General features: G+C 64.7%; 25 protein-coding genes. 7 read left to right on the forward strand and 18 right to left on the reverse strand.

Translation table 11 applies throughout. The annotated features are described in order from the left end of the window. The coding region (locus NM1_RS31800) for a citrate synthase (RefSeq protein ID WP_068028498.1) at positions 1–1,041 on the forward strand (1,041 nt) is incomplete at its 5' end. A gap of 100 nt (positions 1,042–1,141) precedes the next feature. Here NM1_RS31800 and NM1_RS42670 read toward each other — a convergent pair. Continuing rightward, on the reverse strand, positions 1,142–1,345 hold the full coding sequence (locus NM1_RS42670; protein ID WP_147289150.1) for a hypothetical protein: 204 nt from the start codon (positions 1,343–1,345) through the stop codon (positions 1,142–1,144). 309 nt (positions 1,346–1,654) lie between these two features. On the opposite strand from NM1_RS42670, the gene NM1_RS42675 reads away from it, so the two are divergent. Beyond that, entirely contained in the window at positions 1,655–1,828 is a 174-nt protein-coding gene (locus NM1_RS42675) for a hypothetical protein (RefSeq protein WP_157124041.1), read from the forward strand. A 60-nt stretch (positions 1,829–1,888) separates the two neighbouring features. Here the strand turns inward: NM1_RS42675 and NM1_RS31805 are convergent, their stop codons facing one another. The 15 genes from NM1_RS31805 to lxmK all read right to left on the reverse strand — a co-directional run bounded on the left by NM1_RS31805 (position 1,889) and on the right by lxmK (position 13,293). Next, positions 1,889–2,860, reverse strand: a complete 972-nt coding sequence (locus NM1_RS31805; RefSeq protein WP_211339565.1) for an LLM class flavin-dependent oxidoreductase — start codon at positions 2,858–2,860, stop codon at positions 1,889–1,891. Beyond that, positions 2,857–3,621: a class I SAM-dependent methyltransferase gene (locus NM1_RS31810; protein WP_068028501.1), complete on the reverse strand. Its 765-nt coding sequence runs from the start codon at positions 3,619–3,621 to the stop codon at positions 2,857–2,859. Before NM1_RS31810 ends, NM1_RS31805 begins: the two co-directional genes overlap by 4 nt. Next, positions 3,621–4,604, reverse strand: coding sequence for a T3SS effector HopA1 family protein (locus NM1_RS31815; RefSeq protein WP_068028504.1), 984 nt, complete (start codon positions 4,602–4,604; stop codon positions 3,621–3,623). Before NM1_RS31815 ends, NM1_RS31810 begins: the two co-directional genes overlap by 1 nt. Beyond that, positions 4,601–5,395 carry a phosphotransferase gene (locus tag NM1_RS31820; RefSeq protein WP_068028507.1) on the reverse strand — a complete coding sequence of 265 codons (795 nt, stop codon included), beginning with the start codon at positions 5,393–5,395 and terminating at the stop codon, positions 4,601–4,603. Before NM1_RS31820 ends, NM1_RS31815 begins: the two co-directional genes overlap by 4 nt. Before the next feature lie 120 nt (positions 5,396–5,515). After that, positions 5,516–5,683 carry a hypothetical protein gene (locus NM1_RS43175; RefSeq protein ID WP_169814353.1) on the reverse strand — a complete coding sequence of 56 codons (168 nt, stop codon included), beginning with the start codon at positions 5,681–5,683 and terminating at the stop codon, positions 5,516–5,518. 171 nt (positions 5,684–5,854) lie between these two features. Then, the gene (locus NM1_RS31825) at positions 5,855–6,319 is read right to left on the reverse strand and encodes a hypothetical protein (RefSeq protein ID WP_068028509.1); all 465 of its coding nucleotides are present in this window, start codon (positions 6,317–6,319) and stop codon (positions 5,855–5,857) included. Between the two features lie 28 nt (positions 6,320–6,347). Next, positions 6,348–6,542, reverse strand: a complete 195-nt coding sequence (locus NM1_RS31830) for a helix-turn-helix transcriptional regulator (RefSeq protein WP_068028512.1) — start codon at positions 6,540–6,542, stop codon at positions 6,348–6,350. A 78-nt stretch (positions 6,543–6,620) separates the two neighbouring features. After that, positions 6,621–7,430 carry an ABC transporter permease gene (locus NM1_RS31835; protein ID WP_084520236.1) on the reverse strand — a complete coding sequence of 270 codons (810 nt, stop codon included), beginning with the start codon at positions 7,428–7,430 and terminating at the stop codon, positions 6,621–6,623. After that, a complete protein-coding gene (locus NM1_RS31840; RefSeq protein WP_068028516.1) occupies positions 7,427–8,359 on the reverse strand; it encodes an ABC transporter ATP-binding protein in 933 nt (310 codons plus the stop codon). Before NM1_RS31840 ends, NM1_RS31835 begins: the two co-directional genes overlap by 4 nt. A 116-nt stretch (positions 8,360–8,475) precedes the next feature. Then, entirely contained in the window at positions 8,476–8,652 is a 177-nt protein-coding gene (locus NM1_RS42680) for a hypothetical protein (protein WP_157124043.1), read from the reverse strand. A 103-nt stretch (positions 8,653–8,755) separates the two neighbouring features. Beyond that, complete coding sequence (locus NM1_RS31845; RefSeq protein WP_068028518.1) at positions 8,756–9,619, reverse strand: hypothetical protein; 864 nt, start codon at positions 9,617–9,619, stop codon at positions 8,756–8,758. Beyond that, a complete protein-coding gene (locus NM1_RS31850) occupies positions 9,616–10,221 on the reverse strand; it encodes a flavoprotein (RefSeq protein ID WP_068028521.1) in 606 nt (201 codons plus the stop codon). The genes NM1_RS31845 and NM1_RS31850 overlap by 4 nt, the downstream gene beginning before the upstream one ends. After that, the gene (locus NM1_RS31855) at positions 10,218–11,177 is read right to left on the reverse strand and encodes an LLM class flavin-dependent oxidoreductase (protein ID WP_211339567.1); all 960 of its coding nucleotides are present in this window, start codon (positions 11,175–11,177) and stop codon (positions 10,218–10,220) included. The genes NM1_RS31850 and NM1_RS31855 overlap by 4 nt, the downstream gene beginning before the upstream one ends. A 2-nt stretch (positions 11,178–11,179) precedes the next feature. Then, positions 11,180–12,169, reverse strand: a complete 990-nt coding sequence (locus NM1_RS31860) for a T3SS effector HopA1 family protein (RefSeq protein WP_084520237.1) — start codon at positions 12,167–12,169, stop codon at positions 11,180–11,182. Then, entirely contained in the window at positions 12,166–13,293 is a 1,128-nt protein-coding gene (lxmK, locus tag NM1_RS31865) for a class V lanthionine synthetase subunit LxmK (protein WP_068028525.1), read from the reverse strand. Before lxmK ends, NM1_RS31860 begins: the two co-directional genes overlap by 4 nt. Positions 13,294–13,515: 222 nt before the next feature. Here lxmK and NM1_RS31870 point away from each other — a divergent pair, with 222 nt between their 5' ends. Next, positions 13,516–15,060, forward strand: a complete 1,545-nt coding sequence (locus NM1_RS31870; protein ID WP_114699860.1) for an FAD-dependent oxidoreductase — start codon at positions 13,516–13,518, stop codon at positions 15,058–15,060. A 93-nt stretch (positions 15,061–15,153) separates the two neighbouring features. Then, positions 15,154–15,345, forward strand: a complete 192-nt coding sequence (locus tag NM1_RS42685) for a hypothetical protein (RefSeq protein ID WP_147289151.1) — start codon at positions 15,154–15,156, stop codon at positions 15,343–15,345. A 52-nt stretch (positions 15,346–15,397) separates the two neighbouring features. On the opposite strand, the gene NM1_RS31875 is transcribed toward NM1_RS42685, so the two are convergent. Both NM1_RS31875 and NM1_RS31880 read right to left on the reverse strand, forming a co-directional pair. Then, positions 15,398–16,027, reverse strand: a complete 630-nt coding sequence (locus NM1_RS31875; protein WP_169814354.1) for an MspA family porin — start codon at positions 16,025–16,027, stop codon at positions 15,398–15,400. A 71-nt stretch (positions 16,028–16,098) separates the two neighbouring features. Then, entirely contained in the window at positions 16,099–16,749 is a 651-nt protein-coding gene (locus tag NM1_RS31880; RefSeq protein ID WP_169814355.1) for an MspA family porin, read from the reverse strand. Positions 16,750–17,172: 423 nt separating this feature from the next. On the opposite strand from NM1_RS31880, the gene NM1_RS31885 reads away from it, so the two are divergent. The 3 genes from NM1_RS31885 (at position 17,173) to NM1_RS31895 (ending at position 21,645) form a co-directional block, all read left to right on the forward strand. Then, complete coding sequence (locus tag NM1_RS31885; protein ID WP_147289152.1) at positions 17,173–18,924, forward strand: nSTAND1 domain-containing NTPase; 1,752 nt, start codon at positions 17,173–17,175, stop codon at positions 18,922–18,924. Positions 18,925–18,973: 49 nt separating this feature from the next. Further along, positions 18,974–20,152: an AI-2E family transporter gene (locus tag NM1_RS31890; RefSeq protein WP_084520242.1), complete on the forward strand. Its 1,179-nt coding sequence runs from the start codon at positions 18,974–18,976 to the stop codon at positions 20,150–20,152. A gap of 287 nt (positions 20,153–20,439) precedes the next feature. Continuing rightward, positions 20,440–21,645, forward strand: coding sequence for a GNAT family N-acetyltransferase (locus tag NM1_RS31895; RefSeq protein ID WP_068028535.1), 1,206 nt, complete (start codon positions 20,440–20,442; stop codon positions 21,643–21,645). Positions 21,646–21,659: the final 14 nt, after the last annotated feature.

Consider the following 21,659-nt stretch of genomic DNA (forward strand, 5'->3'; position numbering starts at 1 on the left):
TTCATCGAGGTCAGCTACCTGCTCATCTACGGCGAGCTGCCGACGCAGGCCCAGCTCGACGACTTCACCGACCGGATCCGGCGGCACACCCTGCTGCACGAGGATCTCAAGCGCTTCTTCGACGGCTTCCCGCGCAACGCGCACCCGATGCCGGTGCTGTCGTCGGCGGTGAACGCGCTGTCGGCCTACTACCAGGATTCGCTGGATCCCCGCGATCCCGAACAGGTCGAGCTGTCCACCATCCGCCTGCTGGCCAAGCTGCCGACCATCGCGGCGTACTCGTACAAGAAGTCGGTGGGCCAGCCGTTCCTCTACCCCGACAACTCGCTGTCGCTGGTGGAGAACTTCCTGCGGATGACCTTCGGCTTCCCGGCCGAGCCCTACGAGGTCGACTCCGAGGTCGCCGCGGCCCTGGACATGCTGCTGATCCTGCACGCCGACCACGAGCAGAACTGCTCCACCTCGACCGTGCGCCTGGTCGGCTCCTCGGACGCCAACCTGTTCACCTCGGTGTCCGGCGGCATCAACGCGCTGTGGGGTCCGCTGCACGGCGGCGCCAACCAGGCTGTGCTGGAGATGCTCGACGGCATCAAGGAGCAGGGCGGCGACGTCAAGGAGTTCATCCGCAAGGTCAAGAACAAGGAAGACGGGGTGAAGCTGATGGGCTTCGGACACCGCGTCTACCGCAACTACGACCCGCGCGCCACCATCGTCAAGAAGACCGCCGACCAGATCCTCGGCAAGCTCGGCGTGCAGGACCCGCTGCTCGACATCGCCAAGGCCCTCGAGGAGGCCGCGCTCACCGACGACTACTTCGTCGAGCGCCGCCTCTACCCGAACGTCGACTTCTACACCGGCGTCATCTACCGCGCCATGGGCTTCCCCACCCGCATGTTCACCGTCCTGTTCGCGATGGGCCGCCTCCCCGGCTGGATCGCGCACTGGCGCGAACTGCACCGCGAGCCCCTGAAGATCGGCCGCCCGCGCCAGATCTACACGGGCTACGGCGAGCGCAACTACAGCGACATCGACGGCCGCTGAGGCCCTGAACGACACGAAACCCGCTTCCGGATTTCCGGGGGCGGGTTTTTCGTGCGTTATTCGGATTCTGTCTTCTCCAGGGCGCGACCGAGCAGGTGCCTTACACGGGCGGGAAGGTCTCCGCGCCGCCCGACATCGTGCAGCTGTACCCGACACTGCAGATGGTAGTCAGGTTGGTCGGCAAGTCATCGAACACCTCGAATGCGGTATTCCTGCTGAGCCCACCGACTTCCAGATAACTGCTGTATCCGACGAACAGGTCCACGAAGGCGGCACTACGCCTTTCCGATACCGGTGTCTGCATCGTCCGTTCTCCTGACAGGTGATAGATAGCGACAGCGGTAATCATGGACACCGACGTCGAACCGGACAACCCGCACGCCAGTGCGTCAGGTATCGAGTACTGGTCAGCGAATCGCGAACAGCGTCCGACCCGGACATTCGACAGGGTTATGTTGGCCGCATGGCAGCGAGTGCGGGCCGACTTGTCCGGTCAGGACGATCCCGCTCTGTCGCCTACCTGCCGAATCGACACAATTCGGAGGCAGAGTCGTTGATTCATTTCAGCGAGCCTGCATATCGTGCGCGAGAAAGCCCACCGAAAGGAAATACCTTGACCACGGATACCATTACCGCCGAGCTCATCGCGAACTATTCCGCCTACGCCGGTGTCGCGGATATGCGAATCGACACAGCGGCACACGAAGGCCGTATCACATATTCGGACCAGCCGGACTGCATGCATACCCAGACCACGATCGCCTCGATCACCTCCTACACGATCTAGGCGCACGACGCGCTGTGCGCAGCGGCCGTGGTGGCCGCTGCGCACAGCTCCGATCGCGTATTAATTTGCCGCCGAGATATACGAGAGAATCTCGCCAAGATCATCCAGTGCGGCTTCCGGGCCTTCGGTAAAGTACGTACCCGCGACATTGATCACGATCTCGTCCACCCCCGCGTGTTGCCAGCGGTCGAGGCTTTCGGCGATATCCGCGGGCGATCCGTAGCAGTACACCCCTTCGGCAACAAGTTCCGCGGCCAGCCCCGGCACGTCCGACCCCTGCGCATGAAGACCGGCGGCCTGCAGCATCTCGAGATAGTGCGTCTGCCTCAGATGCGCCCCGGCCGCCGTGACCGCCTGGTGCACCGGATCCCTCCCGCGCCGGGCTACCCCGGCGTGCACGACCGAGACCACCCTGGGTGCCACCCGTCCGGCACGATAAGCACCGGCCTCCAAGGCCGGAAGAATCCGCTCCCGGAGGTAGGTCGGCGGCGAGAGCCAGGTGATGGCGGTGTCCGCCACCTGCCCCGCGACCGACGCCATCCCCTCCCGCAGCACCCCGGCCCCCACCTCCACCTCGGGTTGCGGATCCGCCGACGCCGTCAGCGCGCCATGCATCGTGACATAGCGCCCCTGGAATGCGAGCCGATCGCCGTCGAGAAGCGCTCGGACCACGGTCAGATATTCGCGCATCGCCGTCAGTGGGCTTGCAAACGACCCGCCCCGCACCGACCTCACGAATCGCCTGGAGCCGCTGCCGAAACCCGCCACGTAGGCCGCGCCGATCAGGGTTGCGGCGGAGCGTGCCTCCATCGCCGCTTCGTAAGGATGGCGCAGAGAGGCGAGCGTGACCGCCGTTCCCGCCCGGAAAGCGAGACCCGAGCCTGCCAGATAACCGAAGACCTGATGCGGCTCTATATGGGTCATTTGCCCGAGCCACAGCCGGTGGGCCACGCCCGCGGCGACCAGGTCGCCGAATCTGCCGAGAATTCCCAGGTCCGAGACCGAGCCGGGGACGATGAGGGAAACCTTCACCGTGCGGAGGTCTGGTCCAGTGCGAATACGCTGACCAGCCGGCCGGGCTCCGGCGGTACCGGTCCGCCGCCCCAATCCGACCAGCGATGAATCAGCTTCAGCCCGCTGTTCAGGGCCATCAGATCAAGTTCCGAAGGCCAGGCGAAGCGAAAGAATTCGTTCACTACCCGAATGCCCTGCGGTCCGATGATCGAATGAGCATACACACATTCCTGCGACAGGTGTCTTCGATAACTTGTCGTCACCATGAAATGACTGTCATCCGAATTGCGCGCCCCGATCGGCTCACCGTTCTCCCGATGCGGGATGACCCCCGGCCACGTCGTCTCGATATACAGCCGTCCATCGGGATTCAAGTGCGCCGCGCTGCATCGCATTGCGGCGGTCTGCTGCGCCTGACTCGGCAGGGCGAACAAGCCGTCGCTGAAACAGGTGATCGCATCGAATTCGATTCCGAGATCGAATGAACTCATATCCCCCTGGTGCACGACGATGTCGGCCGACTCCTGATTCTTCAGTAGTTGGCGAATCATGTCCTCGGATATCTCCAGGCCGTGAACCTTCAGGCCTTGTCTCGCCAACGCGAGGCCCATTCGACCGGTCCCGATCCCCAATTCCAGCACCGTACCGCCCGGGTGAGTTGCGGCCAGGGCCGATGCCACCCTGTCGCAATCCGGCGTCGGGGGATAGAGCATGTCATAGAGATCCGCAATGCCACGTCCATAACTTGCCGCGTCGAACCCAGATTCGGAATCGTTCATCACGCCGAGCCTTCCTGGTAGTCCTCGATATTCTCGGCCGGAACGCCGGGATTGATATTTGCCTCGGCCATGGCGGCTTGCACCCGATGGTCGATCGGGGACGAACTGCGCCCGTCGAGCACACCTGTTGCCACAGCGAAAGCGCGGTGCTCGCCGAAACTCATTCGGGATATGTACGGTCGCCGATCCCTCGCCTGCGAAGCCGTGGCCACTCCGGCGGCAAGGCGTTTGCCGAACACAGAGGTACGTTCCCACAACGGCAGGTTGGCGCTCTGCTCGATCAGCCGCTGCCGCAACGCAACCGCAGGGTCGCCGGAACCGAATACAGGAGCTGAGCCCAGGTAGACGACCAAGGCGTCCGTACGGGGATACAGACGGTCCGCCGACGCTACCTTGGCCCGGTACGGGAGCGCCGAACTCTCCAGCACGGCTACTACGGCCCGCCACACCGCCACGGCATCATCAAAGCTCGCGATCGAAAAGTAGATTCGTGAGCCGGGGGTAGCGCCCTGCAGGCCCCCGTCGGACCCATAGATCAGTAAATACCCCGGGGACAGCACCGGACGAACAGCCGGAACTTTCACTCGAGCCAAACCCTGATCTTCGTCCGACCAGACGACCGAACGGGATCCTATGCGCACCCTGACGCCGTCGATCGCCACCAGTATCCCGTCCGACCCGAACCCGCCGAAATCTGTTTCGACGACGGGGGAAACAAGAGAAGTCGTCGCATGCGGGATCGACGCGATCAGCCTCTTCTCGTATTCCGGATTCCTGCCCGGCGTGCCACCCCGCCGACGGTCGCCGATTCCGGTATGCCAATGCCGGTAGATATGGTTGGCCAGTATCTGTCGCAACTCACGCTCGGTGCGGGCCGACAGCTCGATTCCATCGACGCCGACCGAGGCGGCACCGGGCCGATAGTCGACCGAGGCCAACCGCTCCGACAGCACCCACGGCAGCGGAGCGCTGTTGTTCGTCATAATTGCACCAGCCCCAGCGTGTCACGGTAGTCTCGAGGCGACAGCAACAAACCACGGGATATCCCTGCGATGCAGCGGTATATACTCAACAATCGATTGCGATACGTATTTTCGGCCAACATGCGCTCGAACATGTGCCAACCCGCCCAGGAAACTGTCCGCACAGCGACACCGTTCGTCCAGCCGTGCAAGTCCAGCCGTGCCGCCGGCAACGTCAGATTATCGATGTAGGAGGACCAGAACTCGACCATGACCTCCGACCGGTCCTGAAGCTGCAGGAATCCTCGTTCGATAATATCTCTATCGTCGAAATCGACGTCCATGGAAAAGGTGCCGTCGACATCTTTGATTATCGATAGCAGCGCCCAATAGACGATATCCCCTAGAAAACGTCCCAGATCGCGGGCGGGATCCCCCGATCCGGAACTGTGAAGTTCTGTGACGACGTCTCCCTCGCCGGTCAGGTGGATATTCTCCAGCCGCAGGTCTCCATGCAGCGGCACCGGCTCGAGCTGCCGTTCTCCGGCCGCAAATTCCAGCAGACTGCGGCATAACGGCCGGTCTCCGTGTAGCAGGGACCACACCTCCAACTCGGCCCGACTGGCCGATGCCCAGCGCTCGGCGTCGAGCCCGAGCACGAGGTCGACCGGGACACATCGCGGCACGCCCTGATCATTAGGCTCTCCGGCGGCCGATTCCGAGTGCAGTCTCGCGACAGCCCGCCCCACCGCCTGCGCGTGCCGAGAGGTCAGCCCGCGCTTGTTCGCCATATCGGCGAGATTCGTGAACATTGTCGATAACCGTTGACAGCCGCACCCGATGCCGCCGCTGCGGCAGAAATTCGTCGAAATTCACGAAAATCGCCGCAGCGGCCGCTCGGTTTCCGGCTATTACTCAGCCGTAGGTTCCGATCAGCAGCTGTGATCGAAGGTGTTGTCCACCGACACGGCGGAGATGGCCGACCCCGCGGAAATGCATGCAGGCGACGTCCGGGTGGCGCCGTCCGACATAGCCGACTGGCTGAGCTCCGAGGCGTTGGTGTAGGACCGGTAGTTTGCGATCAGGTCGCGAGTGGTCATCAGACTTCCTTACTCTGGATCGAACCCGACCCGATGGGTCAGGGCCACTATGTCGTGGCAGAAACGATCTTCTGCAATGGAAGTACGGTGAGCAACCGCCGTCGACATCGAGACCGGCGAAATTGCAGGAATTCGCGCATTCACGGACGTCCGGTCCGGATATCTACCGTGCTATTCGGAGCCGTCCTCTTCGTCATCTCCGGTTATGATCGACGATACATAGACAGTAGGTGCCAAGGCAGCCAGTACCATCAGACTCAGCAACAGACCGCCGGACCGCGACAGCAGCTCCTCGGCATTCGTCCGGTCGAGGTTGCCTCCGATTACCAGCACGACCGCAAATCCCGACCCGAGCGTCAGAGCTACGAATTGCCCCCACCATGCAGATCGGTTGCGCAACATGAGGTCGCGCTCATCGAGCACCTTCTCGGTGGAGTCGGCTATCGCTCGCGTACGTTTTCTGGCAATCACCCACAGCCCGGAGACGGCCAGTAGGAATACCCACCAGACGACCGACGACAGGGGGTTCTCCTCGAACGCCGCCGTCACGCAGAGAAGCACTCCGCTCGCGGCCAGAAGAATACTCAGCCAGTGCGGCCTGCCCCGATACAGGCCGCCGTCATTGTCTTCTATCATCCGCCCCTCCGCGCTGGTTCAGAACTCATCAATCCGCCAGACCGAAAACCTGATCCAGCTGAGTATCCAGCGCTTCACATATCATCAGCGCGAGATACAGACTGGGTGAATACTGTCCGCGTTCGAGGGCACCGATCGTCTGAACATTGACTTCGACCGCTTCGGCCAGCTCGGCGCGGGAAACACCCTGTGCGGTACGGATCTCACGCAGGAGGTTGTACATCGGACGGCGTCTCGGCCTCGCAACAGGCACTGGGTAGCAGCCTCCTCACATCCCGACCGACCGGCGTCGCCACCCGAACTACGATCTTGGCTCCCACCGAAGATAGCTGGTGGCCAGGAACCAGCACAACGCGGTCCAGGCGAGGATCACGAGGGCGGGTTGCCAGGCATGGCCGAATGTTCCCGCGAACGAGACGATCTCGCCGGAACGGGTGCGGCCTTCCCATCCCAACCGTGTCAACTCGACGGCCGGTGCGAGCGGGGTGTAGGGCAGCAGCACCCGAATACCCTCCGGGAATCCGGAAGTCTGGAACCCGGCACCGAACATGCAGACGAGGACTACCGGAAGACTGGTTATCTGCGCGGCCTCCGCGGTGCGAGTGAACAAGGAAGTCACCAGCGCCAGCGCAACGAACAGAACCACCGAACTCGGCACGACCGCGAGCAGCAGCAGAATGTTGGCGGGACTCCGACCCAGCAACAGAAATCCGAGCCCGGCCGATACCACCGCGATCGCGGTGGCTATGACGAATCCCGGTGCCGCTATCGACAGCAGGATCTCCGAATCCGAACATTCACCGGTCCGCAGCCGTTTCAGCACCAGATCTTCCCGCCGCGACACATAGGCGGCCAGCATATTGTAATAGATCACGAAAATCATTGTCAGCGCCATCGAGATGGCCATGAACAGCGACAGCGTCTCACCGTCCAATTTGCCATTGATTTTCATAGGCGCCAGTAGCAGGATCGGTAGCATCGGGAAGACGACAGCGTTGAATATCAGCAGCTTGTTGCGACGCAACAGGACGAACTCCGCGCCACCCAGCGCCGCTATCCGGCGGAGGCCGCGGCGCGGCGTCCTCTCGATCGGCTTCGGACTGACGGTCACGACATCACCTCGGCGGGTCTATCGGTCGATGATTCGGCGAGGGACAGGAAGATCGACTCCAACGATGCCGGTGTCGCCTCCAGGGATGACAGCGAGATGGAGTTCTCCCGCGCCCAGATCAGCAGGTCGGTCAGGGTCTCCTGCAATGCGTCCGTCTCGACGACGACGTCCCCGTTCTCGCTCGAACACTGCCCGGTGAGCCGGGCGGGAATCACGACTCCGGGCTCGCGGAACCTGATTCGAGCAGGGTACGACGCAATCACATCTTCGACCGCCCCCTCGCGCACGATCACGCCGCCGTGCATGATGGCCAGCCGTTTCGCCAGCTGCTCGGCCTCGTCGAGATAGTGCGTAGTCAGCAGCACCGTGGCGCCTTCATCACGAAGACGTCGAATCAGCTCCCAGGTGTTGCGACGGCTTTCCGGATCGAGCCCCGTGGTCGGCTCGTCCAGGAATATCACGTCTGGCCTGTTGAGCACGGTGAGAGCAAGATCGAGCCGGCGGCGCTCGCCGCCCGACAGCTGCCTGACCGGCGTATCCTTCCGGTGCTCGATTCCCACCATCTCGATGACGGTGGCGGCGGGTAACGGCCCGGACAGCGTCTTCGCCCACATGGAGATCGTTTCCGCCACGGTCAGATCAGGTGAGAACCCGCCCTCCTGCAGCATGATTCCGATGTAGGGCCGCAGCTCACGCCGCTCGGCCCAAGGATCCATTCCGAGTATTCGGACAGACCCGAAGGACGGCTTCGCCAAACCCTCGAGTACCTCGAGGGTCGACGTCTTACCTGCACCATTGGTTCCCAATAGTGCGAATATTTCTCCCGGCCCGACGGAGATACTGACGCCGCGCACGGCCTCGTATCCACCCGCATATCGACGACCGACATCCCGGGCCTCGACAGCCGTATCGTCAGCTCTTCTTGGCATTCTGCACACCGAGGTATATCGCGAAGGCCAACAGCAATCCGACTACCGCAATCAAGACAGCACTCATCGAACTCTCCTACTATGTATAGAATGGATTCAAGTCACTCGAGAGATGACTATCGGATACCGCGATCGTTCTGGTCACGATTGAAATTCTTACCGACGACAGCGCCTATCAGCCCGCCGGCAACAGCCACTGCGGCCGCAACCGTAACCTCCCCTCCTAGAAATACGATCACCAGGGCAATCACCGCTGCGACAATCGCAACAACAGTCCCCGTGCTGACCTTCATGAAATCTCCCCTCCTGTCTTCCGGCAATCAATAGAATAATCCCGATGTTGTCAAAACACAACCCCCAACGCCCCCGTGTTCGCCGGATGCCGCCGGAGCCGGGTCAGCTGCCCGGACAGGAGTCGATCAGGAAAGCGAGCAGGTGCAGGTACCTGGTGAACTCCTCGGGGCGCCAGGCCACGTACGCGGTGTAGTCGTGCAGGTGGAGCATGATGCGCATGGACGCCAGCAGACTCCACTCGCTTCCGAGGTCGCGGCCGTACCCGTCGAGGAATGCCTGGATCAGGGCTTCCCAACCGGAGGCGTCGACCCCCCTGACGCATTGGAGCTCGACGAGCTCTCCGACAACCCATCCGACGTCGAAGTACCAGGGGGCAGCGCAGAGATCCTCCCCGACGAGGAGATCGGCCGCCCGGGGATCATCGCCCACAGCGAGCGAACCCAAGCTCGGGGCGCCGTGCGACAGCACCGGATGATCATCGGAACTGATTCGTACACACAGGTCGGCCAGTACTGCCGTGCGCGCGGATCCCAAGCCGTCGAGTGCGAACCGATACGCATCGGACGCCCGTTGGGTTCCGGCACAGCCGCTCAGCCAGTCACGCAGGCGCACAATACCTCTGGGCTCCGCCAGTGCGGGCGCACGCTGTTCGTGGAGCGCGCGGAGAAGCGCCCCCATGCCGCGCAGCGGGACCGTCAGATCAGCCCGCGGGCCCTCCCGCAGCAGCACTCTGGCCACCGATCGCTGGCCTCGGACCTCGTATACGCGTGCGGGGCCGTCGTCGCGGCCCGGCACCAGCCGGACGTCATCGACATGGGCGACATGGGTGAACGGGTAATCGCCCGTCACGAACGGCGACGGAGCGAGCGGCCCCGGCCGACGGCGCCACAGGAAGCCGGAACCATGGGCGCCGATCGAGGTACGCAGCAGATCGGTCCCGTACTCGGCGATGGGCGATTCGGTCACAGCACCGGACCGGCCGACAGTTCGGCCCGACGTCGTTCGATCTCGTTCAGGGCCTCGGGCAATAGCGGCGGCACCCACGCGCCCGGCTTGCCGGTTTCCGCGCTGCGGCCCTCGTGCGGTGGCAGCAGCACCACGTTCCGCCGGTCGCCCAGCGCCCGCCAGTGTGAACGAAACGCTGGGGACTGGAAGCCTCCGGGCGGCAGCGCCGGCGCGATGGCGATCGGCCCCGAAAAACACTGTGCGGCCAGCAGCGCAGGACTGTCACCGAACCCGGTTGCCAGGCGAGCGATGAAGTGAAACGTGGCCGGGTACACGGCAATCGCCTCGGCCCACTGCGACAGCTCCACATGCCGAGCCGAGGCCGAGTCCTCCGGCCACTCGTCGACCGAAACCTCACCGCGGGTTCGCAGTTGCAACGCCTGCCGGGTAACGAATCGCTGTGCACTGCGAGTAATTACAACTCGCAGCTGCAGATCCGGGTGGTTGTCCTGCAGCCAGCTCAGCCAGAACGGCATATTGTCGGCATACACCGACCCGGTGATGACCAGGACCAGCCTCCTGTCGCCCAGGGCAACGGTATCGGGCCCTGACTCCCCGTTCACGACGAAACCTCGGACAGTATGGTGTCCAGATCCTCCAGGGCCGTCTGCGTACCGAAACGTGCCGCGACCCCGGTGACGTTCAGAACAAGTTCGTCGACCCCGGCATCCCCGAAATCGGCCAGCATGGCAGCGAGTTCCTTGGCTGTCCCGTACAGGAATGCGCCGCCGTCGACGATCGCCCGGCCACCGGATCGCAGGTCCTTGCGGTCGACGGTGATTCCGGAGCGGCCCAGCATATCCCGGTAATGCGGCAGGCTCAGATGCGCTGTGTTACTGGCCAGTGCCATCTCGACACCATCGCGATGGGGACCGGACAGTGCCAGCGGCACCATCGCCACCAATCTCGGTCGCGGCCGACCGGATTCGTCGGCCCCGGCCTGCATCTCGGGAACGACGACCTCGCGAAGGTACGCCGCGGGCGTCAGCCATGTAATCGCCACATCCGCAACCGCCCCGGCCAGTCTCGCCATCGCGGGCCGCAACACGCCGGCCCCGACTTCTACCGGGGGCGCTGGGAATTCGGGTAGCGCTGCGAAGCAGGAGAAGTATTCACCGCCGAAACGCACGGTCTCACCGTCCAGCAGGGAGCGGACGATGGTGAGGTACTCGCGGACCGCGGTCAGCTGACTGCGGTACGGGGTGCCGAGCATCGACCGCTGGAGGTTGACGCCGCCCGGGCCGAATCCCGCCACGATCGGATGCCCCATGGTCACCGCGGCCGACCGCGCCTGCAATGCCGCTTCCAGCGGGTGGCGGAACGGCATCAGCGTCACGCCCACCCCGACGGGCATGCGGAATCCACCGGCTGCCATGAACGAAAAGGCCTGGTAAGGGTCCGCGGTCAACGCCTGCCCCTGCCACAACCGGTGTGCTCGGCTCCACTGGGTCAGGGCCGCGTAGGGAAGGATCTGTTCGGCGCGCGGTGTGGCGAACGGCATCAGAATCGAGTACTTCATCGTCATGACCGCGGCTGCCCCGCTGTGTCGACATCGGAGCGATTGCGGGCAGGGCGGCCGAAATCTATTCCCGCCTTATGGAACTCGGATGCGATGAGTTCGTCGAGGGCACCCTTGCCGCGGGCCGCGTCGAGCAGCGCACCGGCCAGCGCCCCGGACCGATGCTGGCCGAAGCTGAGCCCCTTCATCTCCGGCCGAGGGTCGCGCGGCTCCCAGGCGATGGCGACCCCCGGGGCGATACGTTCCGCGAATACCGAGGTTTCCGAACCCGTTCCCGGACTCCCCGCGACGACGTCCGCCAATTCCTCCACCAACCACTCGAATTCGGGGTCCAGGTACACCACCAGCGCATCTCGACGCGGATAGAGCTGAGGCGTCGACAACACCTTGGCGCGATAGCCTGCCCCGTGGTGCTCGAGTAGCCTCAGCACCCGCTCCCAAATCCCGGCGGCGGCAACCGGATCCGTAATGTGGAGATAGACGCGAAGCAGGTCCGGCCCGGCGCTCTGTCCGGCGCCCTGCACCAGAAAGAAACCGGGGGACACGGCCGCCCGCACGGCCGACACTCGCATAGCAACGATCTGACCCGGTCGACAGGATTCTGCGTCGAGCCGGTCGGCGGGCACCCATACGCGAACACCGTCGAGTTCGACGAGGATCCGGCTCGGGGCCTCGGACTGTTCCTTCGCTTCGGACAGCACCTTCACTTGCCCCGGAACAAATCGATGAGGACAACCTTGTGCCAGCGCCTGCTCGAACTCCCCGTCCCGGATCCGGCGCGGCAGTTGCTGGTCCGGATCGTGCGGGCGGCCTGCGTGGAACTCGCTGTAGATCGCCTCGGACAGGCGAGCGCGCATGAGGCGCGGATCCGTCTCCTCGATCTCATGTTCGGCGACCCGTGCCCGGGCCCCATCCGCGTCGATCTCGATGACCGTCAGCGCCTCCTCGAGCAACTCGCCGAAGTGGCGGTCCCGCATCACTACATCCGTCATTGCACTTCCTCGAACGAGAATCCGATCGCCGCGGCGAATTTGTCGGGGGCGAGCAGGGCTCCCCGGCCGACCCCGGCGGCCGCTCGCGAGATGCCGGACAGTCGCGCAGCATCCTCGGCACCGGCCAGCAAGCGGTCCAGCAGGTGCCATCCGGCGAAAGCCGTTGCGCGAACGGTGAACTGATCGTCGAGTACCGGGCGAACGCGCCGATAGGCCGTCCAGAACGCCTCGATGAGCGGCAGCAGCCGAGTCATCTTCTCGGCACCGCGCTGCAGCACCAGTTCGTGCGTCAGCTCGAACTCGGCGAACCCTGCATCGCCACGGGTGGTGACGATGTCGAGCACCGAACGGTACAGCCACTCCCCCGCGAACGCGCCGACGTCACGGGCGGCGTCGGTGATCCGGAACTCCTCCCAATCGGTGAGATACAGGGCGCCGTCGTCGGTAATCAGCAGCTGGTCCAACCGGAAGTCGCAGTGCGCCGCGACGGCGGGGGCATCGGCCTCCCAACCGCGCAGTCTGCGCACGCCATCGATCAGCTCGGCATCGTGCTGCAGGATGCGCCACGTTTCCAGGACGCCCGCGCTTGCCTTGTCGAACATTTCGAGCGGGATGCCCTGCAGGAGGTCCACAGGAGGCAGCTTCGGCGCCGATCGGTCGATCGCGAGGTCGGCGGGCACCTCAGCGGCATGCAGGAGCCCGATCAGGCGACCGACCTCGGTCGCGAGCGCCACGGTGAACTCCTCGTCCCGCATCAGGTCCGATCCGCTTCGCGAATCGTCGATCAGTTCGAACGCGATGAGTCCGGCGTCGGCGTCCGTGCCGAGCAATCGCGGGCTCGGCGTCACCGCCTCTCCCTTCCGCATCGAGAACTCCTCGAAGGAGAGGATCCGCGTCATTCGCTGCTGCACATCACGTTCCGGCCCCACGAGTTGCTTGACGAAGACTTTCGTCCCGCTGATCGTCTTGCCCGCCCAGGCATCGTTCCTGCCGACCGGCGCCGTGACCGAGTCGGGTTCGAACGGACCCGTCCCGATCCGCTCGAGCAACTGCCCGAGCCGCGGAACGCGGTTCATGTCGACCGGTGCGTAACCCGGCTGCCGGTCCAATTGCCGCAAGGCCATCAAGCCCTCCCCCTCGATCTTCCGGAGAATATGAGCAGAGCCTATTCACGCGGGGCGCCACCGGGGGTCATCCGTCCGCATTCGCGAGAGGCCGGTGCAGGTCATCACCGATGGGCGGTTGTCCGGGCCGGACATCGAGGTCTTCGGCGCTATCTGCGCAACCTGCCGTAAATTCCCCGCCGGCCGTTGCCGAGAATATCCGGCCTGGACCACATTGGAATCGTGCTGTACGACGTGGTTGTCATCGGTGCGGGCCCGGTAGGCCTGATGCTCGCCGGTGAATTACGGCTGGCAGGCGCGGATGTCCTCGTTGTGGAACGCCGACGCGATGTCGACCCGGCGACGAAGACGACATCGATAAACGCCGCAACGATCAGGGCACTGAAACAACGTGGGCTGGCTCGCGGACTGGCGGACCACGAGCGAAGAAATATGGCGCTGGCCCATATGTTCTTCGCGGAACAAGGCATGCCGATCCCCGATACGGATCGTCCACTGATCGCGGGGCATTTCGCCGGAATCGGAGTTCCGGGTTCCCTCGTCGATTTCGGCGATCCGGATTTCTGCAATACGGCGCCGGGCGCGAACTACATGATGATCACGCAGCAGCAACTCGAAGAATTGCTGGCCGCCTGGACGGCCGAGCTGGATGTGCCGATACGTCGCGGCACCGAATTGGTGGACTTCGAACAGCAGGGCGACAGCGTCGACGTTCGCCTCGACACCGGATCGGTACGAACACGGTGGCTGGTCGGCTGTGACGGTGGGCGCAGCACGGTACGAAAACTTGCCCGTTTCGATTTTCTCGGAATGGATCCCGAAATTCTCGGCCGCCAGGCACTCGTATCGATGAGTCGGGCGAATGGTCTCCGTCCCGGCTGGAACTACACCGACAGCGGCGTCTATGGTTACGGACCGGTCCCCGGCCGCCTGGTGACGGTCGAATTCGGCCACGTTCGAAACGATCGGAACAAACCCCTCACCACGGCGGAACTCGAGGCCAGCATTCGCAGGGTCTCCGGAACAGCCGTGGTGATCGACGGCATCGAATCGGCGACGCGCTTCACCGATCGGACCCGCCAGGCAACCACCTACCGCAAGGGCCGAGTGCTTCTGGCCGGCGATGCCGCGCACGTGCACTCACCGTTCGGCGGGCAAGGACTGAATCTCGGCATCGGCGATGCGGTCAATCTGGGGTGGAAGCTGGCCCTGGTAGCCGACGGCTCCGCGCCCGTCGAACTGCTCGACACCTATACGACGGAACGCCACCCGGCGGGCGCCTGGGTACTGCATTGGAGTCGCGCCCAAGTCGCGCTGATGCGCCCGGACCCACGCACGGCGGAACTCCGCCGAGTGATGGCGGAATTCTTGAGCGGCCGCGAAGGTGCAACGCTCCTGGCAAAGAAACTTTCCGGTTTGCTGCACACCTACGACATGCCGGGCGACGCGCAATCGGCCGGAGGACCGGCCCCCGAAATCACCCTGAACGACGGAACACAATTATCCGATCACTGCCATGACGGCGGCGGTCTACTGGTAGGTCGACGCATCGGTCCCGAAATCCTCGGCATCTGCGAACCATGGGCCGGAAGAGCACACGCGGTGGAGACCTTGACGACCGACAACGGCAGCCTCCCGGAACTCTTTCTCATGCGGCCCGACGGATATGTTGCATGGTCATCGGTCGACGGAAGTACCGAGGGCCTGGAAGAAAATCTCCGCCGATGGCTGGGCCGACCGGTAGAACGGTCCAGAATCGGCGCATAGGACCGCGACCAACCCACGGCGAGAGGAGAGTTTACAAACCGATTATCGCAACATTTTCGCTACTAATAAAGCTCGAACACGAGGAGACAATAGATGAGCAACGACATCGCGGTTATCGAACTGGTTTCGCATTACGAGAGTTATGCAAGCCCTGAGGAAATAAATATGTCCATGAACGAGCAGGGCGAGAAATCGACTCCCGCATGCTTGTCCACGACGGCGACATCGGCCTGTGCAACGCCCACCATCGTGGTAACGTTCGCCGAAAGATATGCCGTAAATTGACCAAAGAATCGACGCGGGGCCGCGGCATACCGACGCCGCGACCCCGCGTCGGCTAGATATTCACCGGATCCCCGTATACCACGACTGTTTCGTCCGCCAGTGCCGACTTCGTCGTCAGCTTGGCATACGAGCGGATCGCCGCCGGCCCGAGACAACCATCGATTTTGACATCGGCCTCTCGGATCCCGAGTAGGCCACGCGAATTCCGAACCGGACCCGTCGCCAGCGGAACCTCGGCGACCGACCCCATCTGCAGCGTCATCTCGACCTTCGGCGTGATGACGATGCCCGGATACAGCTTCGTAGAAGTGACCTGTGGAGGCCCGTCCGACTTGGGGACGATCGTGATACTGGATTTCGGTAGATTCGTGCCGGATTTCATCCCGAGCGCTGAGAACACTCCGCTCAAATCAGCCACGATCTTTCCGAACGCCACCGCGCATCCGACGTGATAACCGATGGTCAGTGTGGCCTCCCGAAGGCTGGACTTGCCTTTTCCGGAGACCATGGCATAGGCCTCGTTGCCGACACGCGCCTCGCGCATCAGCGACGGACCGACCACGAGGCGGTCGACCGTTTCCGTTCGCTGCCCGACGACGAGTGTGCGGCCGTCCTTGGCCTTGACCGTTTGCTCGCGCGGCGCGGGTGCCACGGTGTCGGCGACGGCGAACGGAGACTGCACTGCCAGCAGAATCGACGCGACCAGGATGGTCGCCGACGCCAGCCTGGTACGCATCCTGCCCTCCCGGCGCGTCAGAGCGCGATCGGATCGCCGTAGACGGCCACCGAGTCGTCGGCGGCCGACGACTGCGCCGCGACGATCGTGTACGAGCGGATAGCGGCCGGACCTATGCAGCCGTCCATCTTCACGTGCGCGTCGCGGTTGGTGATGTACGCCTTCGGACCCTCGAGCGGCTTCTCGCCCATCGGAAGGTCGACCACCTGACCGGGTGTGAGGGTTACCGAGAACGTCGGCGTCACTGCCGCCGAGGGGCCGATGGCCACCGTGGCGCTCGGGGACGGCAGGGCCGTCACACCCATGGGTGTCGTCGGTGAAATCGTGATTCCGGGCTGGAACCCGGCACTGAACTGGACGCCCAGCGTCACGCTCGTGATGTCCACCGCACAGCCCAGGTGATATCCGGCCTTGAGCACAACGCCCTTCAAGGCGGATCCGGAACCCCCGACACCCCCGTAGGACTGGTTGGTGACGAAAACCTCTCGCGTACTTCCGATCACGTTGAGCGGCGCCACACGATTGCCCGACTCCTGTTGATGGCCGACGGTGAGCTCCCAGCCGTCGGGCATGGTGACGCTTTGTTCATGCGGTGCCAGTTGCAGCACGTCGGCGCACGCCTGTGGCGCGGCGACCGCCATCGCAGCCGACACAGCGGCTGCGGACACCAGAAAACCTACTCGCATTTGGGCTCCCCCACGTTCATCGATTCGGTCCGAACGGTGTCGGTGCACCCGTTCGAAGCTTCGGACGGCACGGTAGGTGAGCCGAAATATTCGCAGCAACAGCGGTTTTCGCTACATGACGGCAATCGACCTGATAGCCCGTCATGGATCGGGCGTACGGTCCGGACAAAGTCCGCGGTCCGAGCAGATCGTCGAACGCCACCTGAAGGCCCGCCCGCCCGAGTCGGGCGGGCGTACGGTCCGGACACCACCTGCTACGTGCGGCTGGAGATCCGCGCATTCCACTCGAAAAATAGTGCTCGACAAGGGAACTGATACCACCTCAGCTTCGTCTAATCGTGTCGAAGAGGTCAACCGACCGGTCGACGAAGACGACCGGTCCCGCGAAGCCGTTCGGGGGAGCACATGAAGCCGCCAACTATCAGCGTCCAGCACGCGAACTATGGCAGATCCGCGCGTCAGGAGTTCGCACGAAGACTGTCCGCCCTGCATCGGGCGGCCGGGGCACCGTCGCTACGAAATGTCGCCATGCTGGTGCAGCAGCGGGCCGACGACGGCGGTGCACAGGGGCGGTCGGCATTGGCTTCGGCGCAGCGCATCAGCGACTGGATGAGCGGGCGCAACGTTCCGGCGAAATTCGAATCTCTGCTTCCGGTGCTGCAGGTGCTGACCGCGCGGGCGCGGCGGCGGACCGGAACCGCGGGCGAGCCGACCGATCTGCGCGCCTGGCGGTCGCTGTGGCTGACGGCTCGCAACGCTCCGCTCACCCGTTCCGCCGCCGTCTTGCCGTTGTATCCGCAGGACGGCGTCTACTCCGAAGAACACGGTGAAATCTTCTGCGGGCGGCACCGGGCCGTCACCGCGCTGTTGGAACTGGTCCGGGCGTCGGCCAGTCCGCACCGGTCGGCTGACGTCATCGTGCTGACGGGGGCCTCGAGAATCGGCAAGTCGTCACTGCTGCGCGCGGGCGTGCTGCCGGTACTCGCGGCGGAAAGCGAGCGATGGATGATCGCAACACTCACTCCCGGCGTCGATCCGGCGCGAAAGCTTGCCCAACTTCTGTCCGGCACAGGGACTTTCGCTTCGCCCGAGGGCCTCGGCGCCACCGCGGCGCGCGCGGACAAACGGCCGCTACTGGTCATCGACCAGTTCGAGGAGTTGTTCGGCGAAGGGACGGAACCTGCAGCGCGCGAGGCGTTTCTGCTATCACTCAAACAATTGAGTACCAGCGGTTCCGTCGTCATCTCGGTGCGCTCGGACCACCTACCCGACTGCGCGCAATACCCCTGGCTCGCCCACGCTATACAGCACAACAGCTTCACTCTGAATCCGATGACCCGTCAGGAACTGACGTCGGCGATCGTGGGACCGCCGCGCACACACGGCGTGACCGTGGATGCGGCGGTGGTCGAGCTGCTGCTCACCGCGCTCGAAACACCGCGCTACGGAATCGAGAGACAGAACGCCGATGCCGGAGTCCTGTCGGTGTTGCATGCCACGATGTTGTCGATGTGGTCGTGTCATACCGAGGACCGGATGGACATCACGCACTATCGCCGCATCGGCGGTCCCGAGCGCACGGTCCGAACAATCGCCGAGCGCGCCTGGACCGATCTGACACAGGATCAGCGGTCCGATGCGCGCCAGATCCTGCTCGCTCTGGTCACCGTGCACCGCGACGGCAGCGTCATGCGGCGGCGGCTGCCCGGAACGGAGCTGCGGCGTATAGCGGGGCAAACGAGCTCCGGTCAAGCCCTGGTCGACCGGCTGGTGCAGGCGCGGCTGATCACCGTCGACTACAAACACGCCGCGTTGATCCACGACACACTACTGGGCTGGGATCGGCTCGCGGGATGGATCTCCGAGCATCGCACCGCGCTGCTGTGGCGGCACCGCATCGAAGACGATGCGGCGGAATGGGATACGGCCGATCGTGACCCCGGACTGCTGTATCGCAGCGTCCGCTTGGCAACTGCGGTTCGCCATGCCACACCCGCATTGAGCGCCGTCGCCACGGAGTTTCTGCGAGCATCCGCGCGGGCCGAGCTGGCGGCGCCGGAGGCTCGGCACGAAATGAGCCCGCAGACCTCGGCCGCCGAGCAGATCGGCCAGCCGACGGCCGTCCACGTCCGCGGCGCGGAGTTCGCCAGGGGCTGACGTCGCGTCGTAACCAGGAAATTGCCTGGGCGTCCACCAGACTGTGGAAATGGCCGCGCAACCGCCTGCGTCCGCCGAGCCCGGGGATACCGGCGGCTCGGGCATCCGCCGCCGCATGCCCTCCTGGCTCCCCCGCGCCATGGTGCTGGCGTTCGTTTTCCTCGGCCTGTTTCAGCTGGCGAACTGGGCGTTCCATCGCCTGCTCGGGATCTTGATCATCATGCTGGTGGCGTTCTTCGTATCGCTGGCGATGGAACCGGCGGTGGGGAGTCTGGTCGGGCGAGGGATGAATCGCGGGCTGGCCACCGGGCTGGTGTTCGTCCTGGTATTCGCCTGTGTCGTGGGATTTATCGCCGCGCTGGTCACGCTGCTGGTGGAGACCGTGGGCAATCTCGCGAACGAGGCGCCGCGGCTGATCAACGAGCTCGTGGACTGGGTCAACAGCACGTTCCACCAGAAGTTCACGCTGCACGACCTGACCGACCGGCTGCTGCGCGACTCCGACATCATCAACGGCTACGCCGAGCGGGCGGCGAACAATGTGTGGGGCGTGTCCAGCACCATTCTGGGCGGTCTCGCCCAGTTCCTCACCATCGCGCTGTTCAGCATCTACCTGACAGCGGACGGGCCGAAGCTGCGGCGCACGATGTGCTCGCTGCTGCCGCCCGCCCGGCAGGACACCGTGCTGCACGCGTGGGATCTGGCGATCGAGAAGACCGGCGGCTACCTGTACTCCCGCGCGCTGCTCGCGGTGATCTCCGCGGTCGCGCACGGCGCCTTCCTGGCGATTCTCGGGCTGCCGAACGCGGTGGCGCTGGGCATCTGGTTCGGCGTGATCGCCTCGTTTGTGCCGACCGTGGGCACCTACCTCGCGGGCATCCTGCCGATCCTGGTGGCCCTCACCATTCGCCCGATCGACGCGCTGTGGATCGTCGTGTTCACGATCGTCTACCAGTGGTTCCAGGACTATCTGCTGCAACCGCGGATCACCCAGCGCACGGTCGACGTGCACGCCGCCATCGCGCTGCTGGCGGTGCTGGCGGGCGGGGCGCTGCTCGGCGCGGTGGGTGCGCTGCTGGCCATTCCGGCCACGGCGACCGTGCAGGCCTTCTTCAGCGAATACGTGAAACGCTATGCGGTGTCGGAGGATCCGCGCATCGAGCGCACCACCTCGGCCCGCAAGCGCCGTCGCCAGGCCGCGGCAACCACTCGGGATGACGACGAATAGCACCGGCGGCAATCCACGCCACCGGTCGGCAAGATGTTCTTAAGCCGATGTGAAGGCATAAGCCGCACAGTTACTTCTGCGAGGGCGAAGTCCTCGCGACACCCGGTCCGCACCGTGCCCACCGGTGCGGACCGGGCCCCAGGTTTCGCGGGGGGCGAGGTTCGGAGGCACGGATCGGCCGGTGCGGGCAACGGCGCCCGTACGACAACGGAGTCGGGCCGTTTCGTGCTCCGCACCGTCGGGGAAATTCGAGTGCGCCCGGCGGTAACCCGTGCGATCGTCGAACCATGGCGACCGCATCCGACATCACGCTGAGGACCGCGACCGAGGCCGATCTCCCGGCTACCGGGACCCTGCTGGGCAACGCGTTCGGCGGGCCGCTGCCGCCGGAGGTGGCGGATGTGTACGTCGAGCAGGGTCTGCGGCTGTTTCCGATGGAACGCCGGATCGTGGCCGTCGATGGAGGACGGATCGTCGGGAACACCCAGGACACGACGATGACGCTGACGGTGCCGGGCGAGCGCACCGTCGAGGTGAGCGGGGTCGCCGCCGTAGCCGTCGCGCCGACGCACAGGCGGCGGGGCATATTGCGCGCGATGTACACGGAATTGCACCGGCGGACCGAGGCCGCCGGGCTGCCGCTGACCATCTTCACCGCCAGCCAGGGGACCATCTACGGCCGGTTCGGATACGGGCCCGCGGTGGTCGAGCACCGGGTGACGATCGATCGCCGCTTCGCCGAATTCCTGCCCACCGCACCGGATCCCGGCGGCGTGGAGTTGATGGCGGCGGACGACGTCGTCTCCCTGCTGCCGCAGATCTACGACCGCTGGCGGCGGCTCACGCCGGGTGCTCAGATCCAGCCCGAGGCCGCCTGGACCCGCAAACTCGCCCACTGGCGCAGCGGGAACGGGCTGTACGCGCTCGTCCATCCGGACGGCTACGCGCTGTACCGGCACGAGCACTCGGAAGCCGGTTCGACGGCCGACGTGGTCGAGTTCCGGGCGGTCACCACCGAGGCCCATGCCGCCCTCTGGCGGGCCCTGATGGGCTTGGACCTCGTCAAGACCGTCGAGGCCACGCTGAGCCCCGAGGATCCGCTCCCCTACCTGCTCAACGACCCGCGCCTGGTTCGCACGACCGGCCGTTACGACGGGTTGTGGGCCCGGGTCATGGACGTCCCCGCCGCCCTGTCGGCCCGCGGATACTCCGACGACCTGGACGTCGCCCTCGGCGTGCACGATCCGTTCCGCGACGCGGGCGGCACCTTCGCCCTGCGGGTACGCGACGGCATCGCCGAATGCGCCCCCACGACGCGCACCCCGGATATCGAGCTCGGCATCGACGTCCTCGGCAGCCTCTATCTCGGGGCTCACCGAGCCCGCACCTTCGCCGCGGCAAATCGTCTGCAGGCCAAGGACTCCGGGCATCTGCGTGCCTTCGACCGCGCCTTCGCCGCCGACCGCGACGCCACGCTCGGCTGGTTCTTCTGACCCGGCGAGGTGGT

Source organism: Nocardia mexicana NBRC 108244 (assembly GCF_001613165.1).
In the GTDB taxonomy this organism is placed as follows: Bacteria; Actinomycetota; Actinomycetes; order Mycobacteriales; family Mycobacteriaceae; genus Nocardia; species Nocardia mexicana.

Excerpts from the sequence above, each read along its gene's own strand:
- NM1_RS31825 (WP_068028509.1), bottom strand. The coding sequence starts at position 6,319 with ATGATAGAAGACAATGACGGCGGCCTGTATCGGGGCAGGCCGCACTGG.
- NM1_RS31895 (WP_068028535.1), top strand. The coding sequence starts at position 20,440 with ATGGCGACCGCATCCGACATCACGCTGAGGACCGCGACCGAGGCCGAT.
- NM1_RS31855 (WP_211339567.1), bottom strand. The coding sequence starts at position 11,177 with ATGAAGTACTCGATTCTGATGCCGTTCGCCACACCGCGCGCCGAACAG.
- NM1_RS42670 (WP_147289150.1), bottom strand. The coding sequence starts at position 1,345 with ATGCAGACACCGGTATCGGAAAGGCGTAGTGCCGCCTTCGTGGACCTG.
- NM1_RS42685 (WP_147289151.1), top strand. The coding sequence starts at position 15,154 with ATGAGCAACGACATCGCGGTTATCGAACTGGTTTCGCATTACGAGAGT.
- NM1_RS31820 (WP_068028507.1), bottom strand. The coding sequence starts at position 5,395 with ATGTTCACGAATCTCGCCGATATGGCGAACAAGCGCGGGCTGACCTCT.
- NM1_RS31890 (WP_084520242.1), top strand. The coding sequence starts at position 18,974 with ATGGCCGCGCAACCGCCTGCGTCCGCCGAGCCCGGGGATACCGGCGGC.
- NM1_RS31860 (WP_084520237.1), bottom strand. The coding sequence starts at position 12,169 with ATGACGGATGTAGTGATGCGGGACCGCCACTTCGGCGAGTTGCTCGAG.
- lxmK (WP_068028525.1), bottom strand. The coding sequence starts at position 13,293 with ATGGCCTTGCGGCAATTGGACCGGCAGCCGGGTTACGCACCGGTCGAC.
- NM1_RS31810 (WP_068028501.1), bottom strand. The coding sequence starts at position 3,621 with ATGAACGATTCCGAATCTGGGTTCGACGCGGCAAGTTATGGACGTGGC.
- NM1_RS31840 (WP_068028516.1), bottom strand. The coding sequence starts at position 8,359 with ATGCCAAGAAGAGCTGACGATACGGCTGTCGAGGCCCGGGATGTCGGT.
- NM1_RS31830 (WP_068028512.1), bottom strand. The coding sequence starts at position 6,542 with ATGTACAACCTCCTGCGTGAGATCCGTACCGCACAGGGTGTTTCCCGC.
- NM1_RS31885 (WP_147289152.1), top strand. The coding sequence starts at position 17,173 with ATGAAGCCGCCAACTATCAGCGTCCAGCACGCGAACTATGGCAGATCC.
- NM1_RS31815 (WP_068028504.1), bottom strand. The coding sequence starts at position 4,604 with ATGACGAACAACAGCGCTCCGCTGCCGTGGGTGCTGTCGGAGCGGTTG.
- NM1_RS43175 (WP_169814353.1), bottom strand. The coding sequence starts at position 5,683 with ATGACCACTCGCGACCTGATCGCAAACTACCGGTCCTACACCAACGCC.
- NM1_RS42680 (WP_157124043.1), bottom strand. The coding sequence starts at position 8,652 with ATGAAGGTCAGCACGGGGACTGTTGTTGCGATTGTCGCAGCGGTGATT.